Here is a 14,559-nt window from a genome sequence, read left to right on the forward strand (position 1 = left end):
GTTATTGGCAATGCTCGCCTGACCCAAGGCCACGCTGTTAGTCCCCGATGCCAAGCTAACATCGCCCATGGCGGTACTGTTTACACCGATCGCCTGACTGAGGCGGCCGTTAGCCGTGCTGTTTTCAGCCGATGCCAGACTGCTTTCGCCAGTTGCCGTACTGTTAAGCCCGGACGCCTCACTGCCCTCACCGGTTGCGGTCGCAAAATTGCCGATAGCCTGGGCATTGTGACCAGTCGCCGTGCTCTGCGAGCCCGACGCCACGCTGTCCTGCCCGGTAGCGGTGCCGAAATTACCCGAGGCAAGACTGTTCTGGCCGGTGGCGGTGCTCTGGCCGCCCGATGCTTCGCTGCCCTGTCCCGTGGCGGTGCTGAAGTTGCCCGAAGCCAGACTGTTCTGGCCCGTGGCCGTGCCCTGGGCACCGGAAGCCTCGCTGCCCTGACCGGTGGCCGTGCTGTCGTCAGCAGAGGCAACACTGCCCTGACCGTTGGCGGTACTGTTGGCGCCGGTGGCCTGACTGCCCTGGCCGTCAGCCGTGCTGTTCTCGGCATTGGCAAGGCTGCTTTCGCCGGTCGCGGTACTGTTCAGGCCAGATGCCTCACTCCCCTCGCCCGTGGCGGTGGCAAAGTTGGCTGTCGCCTGCGAATTGTGGCCAGTCGCCGTGCTCTGCGAGCCCGACGCCAGGCTGTCCTGGCCCGTCGCCGTACCGAAATTCCCAGAGGCGACACTATTCTGGCCGGTCGCTGTACTCTGGCCGCCGGAAGCCTCACTGTCCTGGCCGGTAGCGGTGCTGAAATTGCCCGAGGCAACGCTGGTCTGACCGGTGGCCGTGGCACTAACGCCGATCGCCATGCTCGCCTGACCGGTCGCCGTGCTGTCACTGGCCGAGGCCACACTGCCCTGACCATTAGCCGTGCTGTTGACACCTGTCGCCTGACTACCCTGGCCGTCAGCCGTACTGTTCTCGGCATTGGCAAGGCTGCTTTCGCCGGTCGCGGTACTGTTCAAGCCCGAGGCTTCGCTACCCTCACCGGTCGCCGTAGCGAAGTTGGCCGTGGCCTGCGAATTATGGCCAGTCGCCGTGCTCTGCGCGCCCGACGCCAGGCTGTCCTGCCCGGTGGCCGTGCCGAAATTACCCGAGGCAACACTGTTCTGACCGGTGGCCGTGCTCTGCCCCCCAGACGCCTCGCTGTCTTCGCCGACCGCGGTGCTGAAATTGCCGGACGCTATGCTGTTCTCGCCCAGGGCCGACGCGCTATTGCCGGTCGCCATCGCGTTTTCACCGAAGGCCGCGGAATCGACGCCGGTTGCCATCGCACCGCCGCCAACGGCGGTCGAGCCCGACGCGATCGCGCCGCGGCCAATGGCAACCGCATTAACAGATGAAGCCTCGGCACCGACACCAATCGCAATCGCGCCCTCGGCACTTGCGCTGGCGTTGTCGGCGATCGCAACCGTATCGGCTTCGGTCGCCTGCGCGCCCATGCCATCGCCATCGGCGTCACCGCCGATCGCGGTGGCACCATTCTGTGCATTGGTGAGGGACCCGTAGGCCGTTGCACCCGTCCCAGCGGCCTGCGAACCGGCACCGCTGGCGGTGCTGTTAACGCCGGTGGCCTGCGAGTTGGCGCCGGAAGCGGTCGCATTGGTCATCGTGGCCGTCGCGCCAACACCCGTGGCCGTGCTCTGAAGACCCGAGGCTTCGGAATTGACACCCGCTGCCGTGCTGCTGATACCGCTGGCCTCCGACAACGTACCGGTTGCCGTGCTATTGGTCTCGCTCGCCTGGGCGCCCACACCGCTGGCGGTGCTGTTAACGCCGGTGGCCTGCGAATTGACGCCGGACGCGGTCGCATTGGTCATCGTGGCGGTCGCGCCGACACCCGTGGCCGTACTCTGAAGACCCGACGCTTCAGCGGTGACACCCGTTGCCGTGCTGGACTGGCCGGACGCCTCGGAGAGCGCGCCAACGGCGGTGGCATTCACGCCGACATTGGCGGCACTGCCTTCCCCCAGCGCCGTATTGTTATCGCCGGTGGCGTCGGCCTCGGCGCCAAACGCGGCCGTATTGGCCCCGTTGGCGGTGGAATTGGTGCCCACAGCGGTGGATCCGTTGGCCGACGAGCCGGCACCGATGGAGATCGCACCATCCGACTGGGCGCTGGAATTATCACCAAGTGCGATGGAGTTCTCGCCATCCGCCTGGGCGCCGCCGCCGCTGGCGTCGTTGTCGCCGCCAATGGCAATCGAGCCACCCCCGGCGGAATTGGCGCTGTTGCCAATCGCCGTCGAATTGGCGCCGTCGGCGGTCGCCCCCACGCCGGTTGCCGAGCTGTTGTCGCCGATGGCGGCCGCATTCGTGCCGGTGGCCGTACTGGCCTCGCCCTCGGCGTTTGCCGCCGCGCCGGTGGCGGTGCCGTTGGTGCCCGTGGCCTGCGCCTGCACACCAGTAGCGGTGCTTTGATCAGCCGCCGCATTGGCGAGCACGCCAGTCGCCGTGCTGCTCACGCCTGCCGCAGTCGCGCTGACTCCCGTCGCCGTCGCATTGACCTCGCTCGCCGAGGCATTGTTGCCGGTGGCGGTACTTGCCGCACCGGCTGCATTGGCGCCGGCGCCGGTGGCGGTTGACGCAGCACCGCCGGCATCGGAAAACACGCCGGTCGCGGTTGCATTCTGGCCATCGGCCAGCGCCGAAAATCCGACCGCGGTGGAACCCGACACGCCCACCGCCTCGGCGTCCTGACCGCAGGCGGTATTGTTCGGGTTGCCGTTATCGTCGCCGGTATTGGCGGCAGCACCAGCGTTCGCACATTCGAAGGCGTTTGCTCCGCCAGGTGCAAGCGCCGATCCCAGGCCAAGGGCTGCAATCAGGACGGCCGTGGCCGCCGCCGTGGTTGGCAGGAAGGCTGCGTAATTACTGCGAGCCGCGAGAGAATTTGAATTCGACATACCCGGTCCCCTTAAGCGTTAACACCACTTAACCCCATCACCAGCGCCATTGACATGAGCCGGTGCTACCTTGTAGTTGGGATAATTATCACTTTTTCCTGACATACGCAAGCAGTTCCGGCCGTCCATTGAGCGGCAGTTTCCCCCTCGTGGTCACTCAGCCTTGACTAACAGGCGTTATCCGATAACGGAACTCAAGTCCTTCACGGTTCGGCCGGGGTTGACCGGACAACCCGAATCCGTGCGAGGCGAACCGCGCACGTCGGCGTTGGGTGGGCCTGCTGCGCGAGAGTTGGCGCGTGCCAACGATGGATCGCGTCCTTACTATTCAAACCTCGCCGGCGCGAAGTATCATCATTACGTCGGCTTACCGGCCCTCGGGCTCGACTACCGGCAGCCAACGCACCAACAAGGGGACCTTCATGCTCAGAACGCTATCCATCGGCCTTGCCGCCCTGCTCCTTGCCGGCTGTGAGGGCGTTGGCCTGGTCGGCGTCGACCAGGGCCAGCTCTGCCTGTTTTCCAGCGATGATGACGCCACCAAGTGCAAGGAGGGTGAGCTTGCCTACTTCAAGCCGGCCCAGGCCGCCGGTGGCCAGACCGTCCTGAATGTCGCGGCCGCCTACTGCAATATCGGCCACGAAATCGTCACCAATGAAGGCGGCGTTCTCTGTGTGTTCACCCGCAAGCGCATGCACCTGATGAAGTAGCGCCGACGTGGCCCATCCTCTGGCCGGTTCGCCCGGCCGGGGCCGTTTCCACATGACGAACGGGAGATTCGCCATGCGCCGAGCACTCACCATCATCCTGCTGGCCGCGGTATTCATCGGCGCGGTGGCGCTTGTCTACCAGGAACGCCATCCGCTGCGAACGCTGTGGGTCGATCAGAGCAAGCTATGCCTGTTCACCAGCGACGACGAGGCCAGCCAGTGCAAGCCCGGTGAACTGGCCTACTTCAAGCCGCCGGCGGCGGTTAATAACCAGGTCATGCTCAATGTGGCGGCTGCTTACTGCGATGCTCACCATCAGGTGGTTTGGAATTCCGGCGGCGTGATCTGCGTTTTCACCCGCGAGCGCATGCATCGGCTGGGGCGGTAGCGCGCCGGACAGTCGGAAACCAGGCGGGCGGCATTCGCCCGGCATGACGTATGTAACGCACCGGCCCCCTCCGGGCCCACCACAATCGCACCACGCGGTGTAGCCGGGCCACGGCGGCACGGGCATCCGGTCCAGGCCGCGGTTTCTACCAGCAACTTCAATCGGAGCGGCCGGCCCGATCACGGGCCCCTTACAGGTAGCCTCTGGTGCAGGGCGTGCCGTCGGCAGCCCGTGCGCGAGCAGTCACCCTGCCAAGCAGGATGGTTGACGATCCGCTGCCATGCCTGCCCGGCGCCGGGATCACCATGTTCGATGAACAGCGTCATGATTCATGGCGCCGTTTTCGATGGCGTGTTTAGTGAGGTGGGTCGGCTCCGGCGCCAACACGAGGCCGAATGGCGCGGCATTGATACGGCAGCCTGCACAGCATCCCGAACCACGTGGCGGTGTCCATTCGGACCGTTACCGCGGCCATTCGTCCGGTGACAACGACAACCAACCCGTCGTGAAGCTGCCGCAGGCGACACCCCGGTCCCGGTTCCGCCCGGCCGATAAGCGCCGTCACAGTCAATCGATTATTGGTTATCCACAAAAAAGGGGCCCCGAACCGGGGCCCCTCAAGGCTAGACAATTTTACTAGCGTTCTACATCGCCTTACGGCGCGATGAAGGAATCGTCCTTCTGCATGTCGAAGGCTTCCATATCGATGGCAGAAGTGATGTTGGGCACGAAGGCACTGAAGATCAGAGCTTCCTGATTTACGCCAATATCCTGAAGCGTAATCTCATCATCAGTTGCCACGGCCACCCCGGCCACTTCGAAGGTAATCGTCACGGTGCGAATGCTGTTCCCCATCAGCGCGGCGTCACCGCCACCACCAGCAGGGTTGAGCACGTTGTTGCCGTCGCCGTTACGGGCCACGACACCAACCACGTCCAGATTACCGTTCGGAATGACATCGCCGATCGACAGAACAAGATCAATCAGGTTCTGCTCGACAAGCAAGTCAGTACCGTCACAGAAATTGTTCAGATTCGCAGCACCGGCGACAGCACTGCCGGGGAACTGCTGTTCGTAGATCGACTCGCTGCCCCCCTGACCGGCATTGGCATCACACAGCGCAACCGGATGGTTGAACTCGATGTCGCACTGGAAGTCTTCACCGATGGCCAGACCGTCGGCAAAGTCCACACCGCACTCGGAGGCGGTGATCATGAACGGACCGACAACATTGGCACCCGCGAAGAACGAGTGATGAATGCCAAGGTCTGCCGAAGCGGCAGCTTGCCAGTCAGCCCAGGTAACGCCAACACCCTGAGCGGTGTCCGCCACGGACTGGTAGGCAATAAGACCATGGGACGGCTCCAGGTCAACCGCGCCCGCAGGCAGGTCGGTGGCGCCGGCCAGGTTGGCCTCACTGTAGGCATCTTCCTCGTAGCTCGGGCCAGGGAAGCAGGTGTTGATGTCGTTAATAGCACCACCGAGCCCGTTCAGGTAGGAAACCGGCACCGTCAGACGGGTGTCGTTCTCCGTCAGCGTTGCCGGATTCATGCCCGCGGTCAGGGCGCCATTGACATCAATCTCGCCGACGCCGGGAGCACACTGCAGCAGATGAATCGTGCCATTGCCGTTGATCGGCTCATGGAATTCGAACACGAAGTTCGAACCGTCGTAGAAGGCACGGGTCATCAGCGGCGGGTTGATATCCACCGGCACCACGCGGGCGTTGGCATCCGGACCGGCCACGTTTGCCGGGTCTTCCAGATCCTGCACCGCATTGGTGAAGTCGATGGTGGTCGGCATATCCAGATCCTGGGCTGCCACGTCGATAGCATTACGGCTATCGGCTTCCAGCGTCAGGATGTTGTCCACGTCAAAGCGGACAAGCTGCAGGATGTTGCCCGTACCCGGGGTCTGAGCCTGATCTTCGTCAAGCGCGTTCGGCACGGCCAGGTAGTTACCCAGCACAGCGTTACCGTCGTAGCTCGGCGCGGTATCAGTCAGCGCCACCGATTCGGTGAAGTTCACGCCGAGGATACGGTCGAGGTCGTTGACGAAACCATCGGTACCGAAGACGCCCATCGAGGTCGCGTCAGCGACGGCGGACAGATTTCCGTCAATCGCTTGCACGCCGCCAATGGCGTTGAAATCAGCAACTGCGCCTGCATCCGGGTTGCCGGGATACTCGGCACTGCTGATTTCACCCTGCAGGTTATCCGCGTCAAAGCCGTTGTTGCCGGCATCGACACTGTCCAGGGCCTGCGGCGTCACCGGGTACAGCACGGTGTGACGGTCGCTGTCGGCCACGCTGATCGCGCCGCCCGCCGAGAGGTTGGCACCGCTCAGCATTGCCGGAAGACTGGCGCCGCCAATCTGCAGGCCAGTGGTCGGTACGACGTTGTCGCCCAGTTCAGCTTGGGCAATGCCGCCGAGCAGGCCGTCGTCCGCACGAGATGCCACGACCACATGGTCGCCCGGCTCGAGCAGGTCGCCAGCACCGGGGGTGAACACGTCGCGCGTACCGGTGATGAACAGGTCGAACTCGGTAGCGCCGTTCGGCTGAATGATGTAGCGGCGGTAGCCGTCGCCCAGATCGCTGACAGCCACCTGGCTGCTCGACGAACCCGTGGTGGTCACGAGGTTGAACGTCGTGCATGTCGGCGGGTTGTCACAAACCTGACCGACATTCTCGGCCGGGGCCTGCGGGAACACCAGGGCATCACGCACGTTGTTGCCGCGCTGCACCCAGACCACGAGGTCTTCGGGCACGTTGTCTGCCGGCAGGGTTACACGTACACGTGCGATGTCGGTTGCCACGTCACCCACAGCACCGCCCGGAATGGCCGAGGCGAAGAGGTCGGCAAGCGGATCAAACTGACCAGCCGCCACCATGGGATCGAAGTTCAGCGCACGAACCTGGCCGTTCAGCGGACCGCTGCCGACCATCACAGGATTGTTGTCCTGGTCCTGCGCGTCGTTGATGTCACCAAGGTCGCCCACCGTATCCAGGAACGCCGAGGACGACTGGAACGGCGCGGTCGCATCCATGTCGGTCTGGTCGTTGATCTGCATCAGCGCAACGGCGTCAGCATTCTCATTGACCGGATCGAAGGTCTGCAGGTTCAGCACCAGGAAGTTGCCGTCGAGCACATCAAAGTCGACCGGGTCCTGATCGTTGGTTGCCGGGCAGCCTCCGCTCATGTCACAAGTGGTCAACGGATTGCCCGCCAGATCAATCGCCTCGAGCGTGCTGATCCGAATGGCGAACTCCGTGCCCGCCGGAATGGGATCGGCGGTTTCCACCGTGAAGCCATTGGCAGACGAACTGGTCAGGTCGAACGGCACGGGCGTGACGTTCGGCGGCGCGCCAATGCGCACCTGGATATCACCAGCCGTCAGCGGGCCCACAAGCGGCTCGCTCAGGGTCACGCTGATGCCCTGCGTGCCGTCGAGGCCGCTCTGCAGGGTACCGCGCGCCACGTTCTCGACCGTCACACCCGACACGGTGCGCACGAAAGGCGCCACGCCGTCGTTGTTGGTGTTGGTGGTCGCGATGAGGCTGGACAGCTCGATGGTGGCATCGCCCTCGGACGCCAGCGTGGTGAACGTGACCGTTCCCGCGCCGACCTGACCGATATTGCACTGAGCCACTTCATTACCGTTCTGATACATCAGCTGGAAGCCGGCGGCTGCCAGCTCGTAGCAGGCATCATCAGCCACGCCGGTGAACTCGAACGCACCGTCGGTACCGACTTCGGCAACCGGGGTCGGGCCGGCACCGTAGGCGGCGACCAGGCCCGGACCGATCAGCGCGAGCTGGTCGGCAACCACGGCACGGAAGTCCGCCGTCAGGGTGGTGCCCTCGGGCACGAAACCACCGGTATCAGCGTCACGAAGCACGCCGCGAACGGTGGTGCTCAGGGCCGGCAGCGGCACGGGGCCGGTGCCTACGCTGAACCCGTCAACGAAGGTGCAAACCGGGTTTTCGTCGCCACCCGGGGCGTTGCCGTCCTGGCTGGAGCAATCGTCGGAGGCCAGCGCGGTGACCTGAACGGTGGCGCCCAGGAAACCGTCCGGCGGCTCGATGGCTACGGACAGCGCCGGGTTCGTGCCGTCCTGCAACGTGCCCGTCACGCGAACGTCTTCGATCTCCCAGCTACCGGAGTCGTCGGTGGTGGTGGATTTGCTGCCGATGGTGATGGTGGTGTCACCAACCCCAACGCCGTTTGTGGAAACGATACGGCCGGAAATGTTGCCGACCGGGTTGCCGATTTCGTTGCTCGAGCCCCCTGTCGTGTTCCGTTCGTTGTCGTCACCGCCACAGCCTGCAATCAGACCTACCGCCGCTGTGGCGATAAGCATGCGAGCGGCTGCAGCTCGAAGCCATCCTTGCTCGGATGACCTGAACTGAGTACTTCTCATCGGGCTGTTCTCCCTAAGGTCCAAACAGTACGCCCCCCGGAATGGGGACCCTTCGCGAATCTCGCGTAGCAGCAATATACGCACGGCTTTTTACGCGAGTCAAACCCTTCTTGGGTTTTATTTACCACTGAACGCCAACTTGCTCAACACGGGGCGCGCGGTGGCCTCGGGCGGGGGATTGAAGCGCGTCATAGCGTTTGTGGCCAAATTATTTCCGCCTTTCGAACGGTGTGAAAAACTCTCGCTTGTACAAAAGGTTACCAGCAGGCAGGCGCCAGAAAGCACGTCGGGAAAGCGGGAAATCCATTTGGGGGGTTGTTCGCGGGTGCCGCGATATGGTCGGCGCCCGCCGGGGGCGGGTGACTTCAACAGTGTGCGATAACGCGATGACAGCGCGGCGAATCCGCGCATCCGCGCAACCCTTAGGGGGTCCCGGCCGGCCGGCGCGCGCGCCGCTGGCGGAAAAACGCCTGTAACAATCCGCTGCTTTCCCCGGCACGTACGCCACCCGTCCAGGTAGTGCGGTGGTTCAGCCAGGCGGCGTCCAGCGCGGCGGCCACGGAGTGCACGGCGCCGGCCCGGGGATCGTCCGCGCCGAACACCAGCCGCTCGATGCGCGCATGGACGATGGCGCCGGCGCACATCTGGCAGGGCTCCAGGGTGACGTAGAGGGTGCAGCCGGGCAGGCGGTAGTTGTCGAGTGCCCGGCCGGCTGCGCGGAGGGCGGCGATTTCAGCGTGTGCGGTGGGGTCGCAGGTGCCGACGGGGCCGTTGCGGCCGGTTGCAATCAGTTTGTCATCCCGGACGATGACGGCGCCGACGGGGACTTCGTCCTCGGCCTGCGCCGCGCGGGCCTGTTCCAGGGCGAGGGTCATCCAGTGGTTGTCGTTGGTCATGGCGCGCTCGGCACTCTATCTGGATGAACAGGAAATCGAGGCCGTTATGACCTCACGCGCTGGCGAGCGCTTCCATGATCCTCAACACGTGGGTGCAGGTGGGTGTAGGTCTGGAGGCATCCAACACCACAATCAAACCAGCTCCCTGTTCAGTGCGGCCCGCCGGTCGGCAAGCAACTCGTCCACCAGGTGCACGTTGTTCGGAATATTGGCGACGCGCGCCTTGATGCGACGTTCGATAATCTCGCGACGGGGGCGGGCCGGACTGACTGCAGATTTCTGCTTGCCGGGCCCGGGCGGGTTGTCTGCTCTCACTCTGGAACACGGATACTTGTTTATTGGACATCTTATGGTTGCGTGCCGTAACGCTGCAACGATTGCCGTACGTGTAAGAGCACTAGCTGACGTGCCGGCCCGCGATGTTTTCATCCCTTGCCGCTCACGCCCAAGCTTCAGTATTGCCATGCATGGCGAACCGGAGCCGGTTTGACTAACGCATCGTGTCAGGCAGGTTCACCGCTTGCGGCAGTCCGGGCGTGATCTTAATGTTCGCTTAGACACACAGACGCGCAGTTCATCGATGAGCGAGCAAACACGCTGGCACCTAAAGGTATCGGACGAGGCCGACAGGCAGGTGCGCAGCTTCCTGGCCGAACGGGGTTACAAAAAAGGCGATCTGTCCCGCTTCGTCGAGGAGGCGGTGCGCTGGCGTGTCCTGGACCGGACCACGGAGGACTTCCGGGACCGTTTCTCGGACCTTGATGACGAGGAGATAGACCGGCTCAGCGAGGAAGCCGTCCGCTTTGCCCGGCTGGCCAGGCGCTGACCCGAGGGCCGCGGCGTGCGGGTAGTCCTGGATACGAATATCCTGCTATCGACTTTGATTGCCGCGCATTCGCCGCCTTTCAGAATCTATCAGGCCTGGCGGCAGGGCCGATTCGAGTTGCTGACCAGCGACGCGCAACTGGCTGAACTGACTGCCGCGACCCGATATCCGCGGCTGCGTGCACGCATTGCACCGGCCGAGGCCGGGCGCATGGTGAACCTGATCCGGGCCAATGCGACGCTGATCGCGAAACCGCACACCGTTTCGGCCAGCCCCGATCCCGACGACAACCGGATTCTGGCAATCGCGGAAGCCGGCTCGGCCGACTATCTGGTCAGCAGCGATCTGGGTGACCTGGTGGCGCTGGAACGATATGCCGGTACCCGAATCGTGTCGGCACGAATCTTCATCCAGCAGGTGCTGCAGGATTAGCGACGCGGCTATGCTGTTCGGCGGGCACCGTGTGGCGGCGTGCGCCGGCCATGAGATCGCCGCGGCAGCCCCGCCGGCGCGGGGCTTTCTCGCGATGACGGCGGGTTGGTTTAGCACCGGAATCAGAAGCGGCCGAATGAATTCGGCCCTACACCGATCAACGGAACCTCACCGTAGGCCGCAATTCATTGCGCCTGACATCAGAAGCGGCCAGACGGGTTGGCTGAAAAGAGGGAGCCATCCCCACTACCGCTTTTCTTAGAGCCGCGGTGCCCAGTAGCCCGGCCGCCTGCGGTGATGCGCGACTGCCAGCACCTGAATGCCATCCCCGTGTTCACGAAAGATGAGGGTGTGGGGAAAGCCATGAATCGGGGTCTGCCGCAAGTCCGGTGCAGCAATCAACTTGTGGCGTTGCGGGTGCTCACAGGCCTGGGTAACGGCAGCACGGAAGGCGTCGTGATAGCGCTGGCCAAGGCCGCGTGAACTGGTTTCGTAGTAAGCAACCTGTTCTTCGTGTTCGAATGCCGCCTCGGGATGAAGCGTGTAATTCACTTCAAGCGCGCTTCGACCCGCCGTTCGAGCTCATCTGCTGAAACCAGCTGAGTAACGCCTTCGTCGATTTCTCGCGCTCGCCGCGCGGCTTCTGCAATCCACAGGTTCTCGGCTTCCTGCGCCGAGAGGGACTCCAGGCTTTCCAGAAGACGCTGGGCCAGCTTTGCTCGCTCTTCCGCCGGTAGCTGGAGCGCTTCGATTTCGACAGGGCTGGGTTTCATGCCGCGAATATACCACTGCTGTTTCGCCGCCCCAAAAGGGTGGTCAGCGGCGAATGAACGACACCTTTGAGGGTGTCTTTCACGTTCCTGTTAAGGCAGGCACTGCATTGCGGCGAGATCCGGCCAGGAGATCGCCGCGGCAGCCCCGCCGGCGCGGGGCTTTCTCGCGATGACAGCGGGTTGGTTTAGCACCGGAGTCAGAAGCGGCCGTATCGTTCGGTGCCCGAATCGACCAGCCCTCTCCCCAGCCACTCTCCCGCGGGGAGAAGGGTTTGGAAGAAGCCCGCCCCTCTCGCAGCGAGAGGGGTTGAGAAGAAGTATGCCCCTCCCGCTGGGGGAGGGGCTGAAAAGACGCGGGCGCCGGATCAGTGCGTCAGCAGCGGTGCAATCACCAGGCTGACGATGGCCATGACATTGATCAGGATGTTCATGGACGGGCCGGCGGTGTCCTTGAACGGGTCACCCACGGTGTCGCCCACCACGGCCGCCTTGTGGGTATCGGACCCCTTGCCGCCGAGATGGCCCTCTTCCACGTACTTCTTGGCGTTGTCCCAGGCGCCGCCGGCGTTGGCCATCATCAGGGCCAGCAGCACGCAGCTGACCAGCGCGCCGCCGAGCATGCCGCCCAGGGCGGCCGCCCCGAGGCCGAAACCGACCACTACCGGCGAGCCCACGGCCAGCACGCCCGGCAGCACCATGCGGCGCAGGGCGGCCTTGGTGGCGATATCCACGCAACGGGCGTTGTCGGGTTTGCCGGTGCCTTCCATCAGGCCGGGGATTTCCTTGAACTGGCGCCGGATCTCGTTGATCATTTCGTAGGCAGCGTCACCCACGGCCCGCATGCAGATGCTGCTGACCAGGAACGGGAAGATGCCGCCCAGGAACATGCCCATGAGCACCAGCGGGTCATTCATGGTGAGGTCGAAGCCTTCCACGTGCCGGGCCACCGACTGGATGTAGGCCGCGATGATGGCCAGGGCCGCCAGACCGGCCGCGCCGATGGCGAAGCCCTTGCCGATGGCGGCGGTGGTGTTGCCCACGGCGTCCAGGCCGTCGGTGATCTCGCGCACGTCGTCGCCCAGTTCCGCCATCTCGGCGATGCCGCCGGCGTTGTCGGCCACCGGGCCGTAGGCGTCGATGGCCATGGTCATGCCCACGGTCGACAGCATGCCCACCGCGGCAATGCCCACGCCGTAGACGCCGGCGCCCTCGGGCATCAGCAGGCTGGCGAAGAAGATCACGGCCACGATCGACAGCACCGGCAGCACCACCGATTCCATGCCCACGGCCAGGCCGCGGATCATGACCGTGGCGGCCCCGGTCTCGCCGCCCTCGGCGATGTCGCGCACCGGTTTGCCGCCAGTGTAGTACTCGGTGACCAGGCCGATGACAATGCCGGCGGACGCGCCGACCACCACGCACAGCCACACCGCCCAGTTGATGCCCAGGGCGGTCACCACCGCGAATGCCGCCAGCATGAAGATCAGCGTGGCGCCGATGGTCCCGGACCGCAGCGCCCGCGCCGGGGCATTGGCCGAGAAGAAGTGCACGATGCCGATGCCGATGACCGAGCAGATCAGCCCGGCCGAGGCCAGGGCCAGCGGCAGGAACATGAGCTGTTCACGCGGGCCCATCACGGCGATGGCGCCGGCGGTCAGCGTGGTGGCAATGGCGATGGTGGCGATCATCGAGCCGCAGTAGGACTCGAAGATGTCCGACCCCATGCCGGCCACGTCGCCGACGTTGTCGCCCACGTTGTCGGCAATCACGCCGGGGTTGCGGGGGTCATCCTCGGGAATGCCGGCCTCGACCTTGCCGACCAGGTCCGCGCCTACGTCCGCGCTCTTGGTGAAGATGCCGCCGCCCACACGCGAGAACAGCGCCACGCTGGAGGCCCCCATGCCGAAGCCGTGGATGGCCTCGGCGTGCGCCGGATCAGACCCGAACAACAGGTAAAGGGAGCCGAGCCCCAGCAGACCCATGGCGGCGATGGTCAGCCCCATGATGGAACCGCCGAAAAAGGCCACTGACAGGGCCGGCGCCGCGCCCAGGGTGCGGGCGGCCTCGGTGGTGCGCACGTTGGCGCGGGTGGCGGTGTACATGCCGATGTAGCCGGCGGTGCCCGAGGCCAGCGCGCCGACCACGAACGCCAGCGGCGTGTGCCAGCTCTGGAAGCCGATGATCAGCAGCACCGTGACCACCGTGGCGAAGATGGCGAGGATCGAGTACTCCCGGCGCATGAACACCATGGCGCCGGTGTGAATCTCCTCGGCAATCTCGGCCATCTTCCCTTCGCCTCCCGGGTATCGCAGCACCAGGCGATACATCCAGAAGGCCATTGCCAGACCGGCAATCCCCAAAAGCGGAACCAGAACCGTCGCAGTCATGCTCGACTCCTTTATAAGGTCATTATTTATCGCGATGCCCGTGTGGGCGGTCGCACTCCTCCTTCAACCAACAAGGCCCCCGACCGGCGGTAAAGCCGGTGCGTAGACTGGGAAATAGCGATGACTGTGATCGAGTGTAGGCCGGGCGCGCGGCCGGGGCAAACGCCAATCCGTCGCACGTTTTGCGGTATCATCGCGCGCCCTCGAACCCCAACACGGAGCAAGCATGAGCCTGGAAAAAGTCTCGCGCGGGCAGAACCTGCCGGACGACATCAACGTGATCATCGAAATTCCGATGAACAGCGAACCGGTCAAGTACGAAGTGGACAAGGAAACCCGGGCCCTGTTCGTGGATCGCGTTCTGACCACGCCCATGCACTATCCCTGCAACTACGGCTATGTGCCGGACACCCTCTGCGGCGACGGCGATCCGCTGGACGTGCTGGTGGTGATGCCGGTGCCGCTGCAGCCCGGCTGCGTGATCCGCTCACGCCCCGTGGGGGTGCTCAAGATGACCGACGAGTCCGGCGAGGATGCCAAGCTGATCGCCGTGCCGCATCACAAGATTTTCCCCGCCTACAACCACATCAAGACGGTCGAGGATCTCAACGCCCTGACGCTGGACCGCATTGCCCATTTCTTCGAGCACTACAAGGATCTCGAGGACGGCAAGTGGGTGCGCATCGACGGCTGGGTCGGCCACGAAGCCGCACGTCAGGAAATCGAACGGTCGGTGGAGATGTACAAGGCCGCCTGATCGCGAATTGAACGTAGGG

Annotated in this window: 12 protein-coding genes; 5 read left to right on the plus strand and 7 right to left on the minus strand. The window is 64.3% G+C overall.

Annotated elements, in window-relative coordinates; genetic code table 11:
- Positions 1 to 2,721, minus strand: a 2,721-nt coding sequence (locus tag RM531_RS05325) for a beta strand repeat-containing protein (protein WP_311657833.1), incomplete at its 3' end; no start/stop codon positions are given.
- A 650-nt stretch (positions 2,722 to 3,371) separates the two neighbouring features.
- Between RM531_RS05325 and RM531_RS05330 the strand changes: the two genes are divergently transcribed.
- Entirely contained in the window at positions 3,372 to 3,659 is a 288-nt protein-coding gene (locus tag RM531_RS05330; RefSeq protein WP_311657834.1) for a hypothetical protein, read from the plus strand.
- A 73-nt stretch (positions 3,660 to 3,732) separates the two neighbouring features.
- Complete coding sequence (locus RM531_RS05335; protein ID WP_311657837.1) at positions 3,733 to 4,047, plus strand: hypothetical protein; 315 nt, start codon at positions 3,733 to 3,735, stop codon at positions 4,045 to 4,047.
- A gap of 654 nt (positions 4,048 to 4,701) precedes the next feature.
- Here RM531_RS05335 and RM531_RS05340 read toward each other — a convergent pair.
- From RM531_RS05340 to RM531_RS05350, 3 genes are all read right to left on the minus strand, one after another.
- Complete coding sequence (locus tag RM531_RS05340; protein WP_311657838.1) at positions 4,702 to 8,409, minus strand: hypothetical protein; 3,708 nt, start codon at positions 8,407 to 8,409, stop codon at positions 4,702 to 4,704.
- 482 nt (positions 8,410 to 8,891) lie between these two features.
- Complete coding sequence (gene tadA, locus RM531_RS05345; protein ID WP_311657840.1) at positions 8,892 to 9,365, minus strand: tRNA adenosine(34) deaminase TadA; 474 nt, start codon at positions 9,363 to 9,365, stop codon at positions 8,892 to 8,894.
- Between the two features lie 132 nt (positions 9,366 to 9,497).
- Positions 9,498 to 9,680: a hypothetical protein gene (locus RM531_RS05350; protein ID WP_311657841.1), complete on the minus strand. Its 183-nt coding sequence runs from the start codon at positions 9,678 to 9,680 to the stop codon at positions 9,498 to 9,500.
- A gap of 265 nt (positions 9,681 to 9,945) precedes the next feature.
- On the opposite strand from RM531_RS05350, the gene RM531_RS05355 reads away from it, so the two are divergent.
- Together RM531_RS05355 and RM531_RS05360 are read left to right on the plus strand one after the other, a co-directional pair.
- Positions 9,946 to 10,191 carry a ribbon-helix-helix domain-containing protein gene (locus RM531_RS05355; RefSeq protein ID WP_311657842.1) on the plus strand — a complete coding sequence of 82 codons (246 nt, stop codon included), beginning with the start codon at positions 9,946 to 9,948 and terminating at the stop codon, positions 10,189 to 10,191.
- Between the two features lie 15 nt (positions 10,192 to 10,206).
- Positions 10,207 to 10,623 (plus strand): putative toxin-antitoxin system toxin component, PIN family, encoded by a 417-nt coding sequence (locus tag RM531_RS05360; RefSeq protein WP_311657845.1) that lies wholly within the window; start codon positions 10,207 to 10,209, stop codon positions 10,621 to 10,623.
- A gap of 258 nt (positions 10,624 to 10,881) precedes the next feature.
- Here RM531_RS05360 and RM531_RS05365 read toward each other — a convergent pair whose 3' ends face one another.
- The 3 genes from RM531_RS05365 to RM531_RS05375 form a co-directional block, all read right to left on the minus strand.
- Positions 10,882 to 11,175 (minus strand): type II toxin-antitoxin system RelE/ParE family toxin, encoded by a 294-nt coding sequence (locus tag RM531_RS05365; RefSeq protein WP_311657847.1) that lies wholly within the window; start codon positions 11,173 to 11,175, stop codon positions 10,882 to 10,884.
- Positions 11,172 to 11,396 carry an addiction module protein gene (locus tag RM531_RS05370; RefSeq protein WP_311657848.1) on the minus strand — a complete coding sequence of 75 codons (225 nt, stop codon included), beginning with the start codon at positions 11,394 to 11,396 and terminating at the stop codon, positions 11,172 to 11,174. Before RM531_RS05370 ends, RM531_RS05365 begins: the two co-directional genes overlap by 4 nt.
- Before the next feature lie 365 nt (positions 11,397 to 11,761).
- Positions 11,762 to 13,783: a sodium-translocating pyrophosphatase gene (locus RM531_RS05375; protein WP_311657849.1), complete on the minus strand. Its 2,022-nt coding sequence runs from the start codon at positions 13,781 to 13,783 to the stop codon at positions 11,762 to 11,764.
- 226 nt (positions 13,784 to 14,009) lie between these two features.
- Here RM531_RS05375 and ppa point away from each other — a divergent pair, with 226 nt between their 5' ends.
- Positions 14,010 to 14,540 carry an inorganic diphosphatase gene (gene ppa, locus RM531_RS05380; protein ID WP_311653212.1) on the plus strand — a complete coding sequence of 177 codons (531 nt, stop codon included), beginning with the start codon at positions 14,010 to 14,012 and terminating at the stop codon, positions 14,538 to 14,540.
- The last annotated feature ends 19 nt before the right edge of the window (positions 14,541 to 14,559 follow it).

Origin of the sequence: Spectribacter acetivorans (genome assembly GCF_031846305.1) — a bacterium.
Classification (GTDB): domain Bacteria; phylum Pseudomonadota; class Gammaproteobacteria; order Nevskiales; family Salinisphaeraceae; genus Spectribacter; species Spectribacter acetivorans.

Excerpts from the sequence above, each read along its gene's own strand:
- RM531_RS05330 (WP_311657834.1), top strand. The coding sequence starts at position 3,372 with ATGCTCAGAACGCTATCCATCGGCCTTGCCGCCCTGCTCCTTGCCGGC.
- RM531_RS05335 (WP_311657837.1), top strand. The coding sequence starts at position 3,733 with ATGCGCCGAGCACTCACCATCATCCTGCTGGCCGCGGTATTCATCGGC.
- RM531_RS05340 (WP_311657838.1), bottom strand. The coding sequence starts at position 8,409 with ATGCTTATCGCCACAGCGGCGGTAGGTCTGATTGCAGGCTGTGGCGGT.
- tadA (WP_311657840.1), bottom strand. The coding sequence starts at position 9,365 with ATGACCAACGACAACCACTGGATGACCCTCGCCCTGGAACAGGCCCGC.
- RM531_RS05355 (WP_311657842.1), top strand. The coding sequence starts at position 9,946 with ATGAGCGAGCAAACACGCTGGCACCTAAAGGTATCGGACGAGGCCGAC.
- RM531_RS05370 (WP_311657848.1), bottom strand. The coding sequence starts at position 11,396 with ATGAAACCCAGCCCTGTCGAAATCGAAGCGCTCCAGCTACCGGCGGAA.
- RM531_RS05375 (WP_311657849.1), bottom strand. The coding sequence starts at position 13,783 with ATGACTGCGACGGTTCTGGTTCCGCTTTTGGGGATTGCCGGTCTGGCA.
- ppa (WP_311653212.1), top strand. The coding sequence starts at position 14,010 with ATGAGCCTGGAAAAAGTCTCGCGCGGGCAGAACCTGCCGGACGACATC.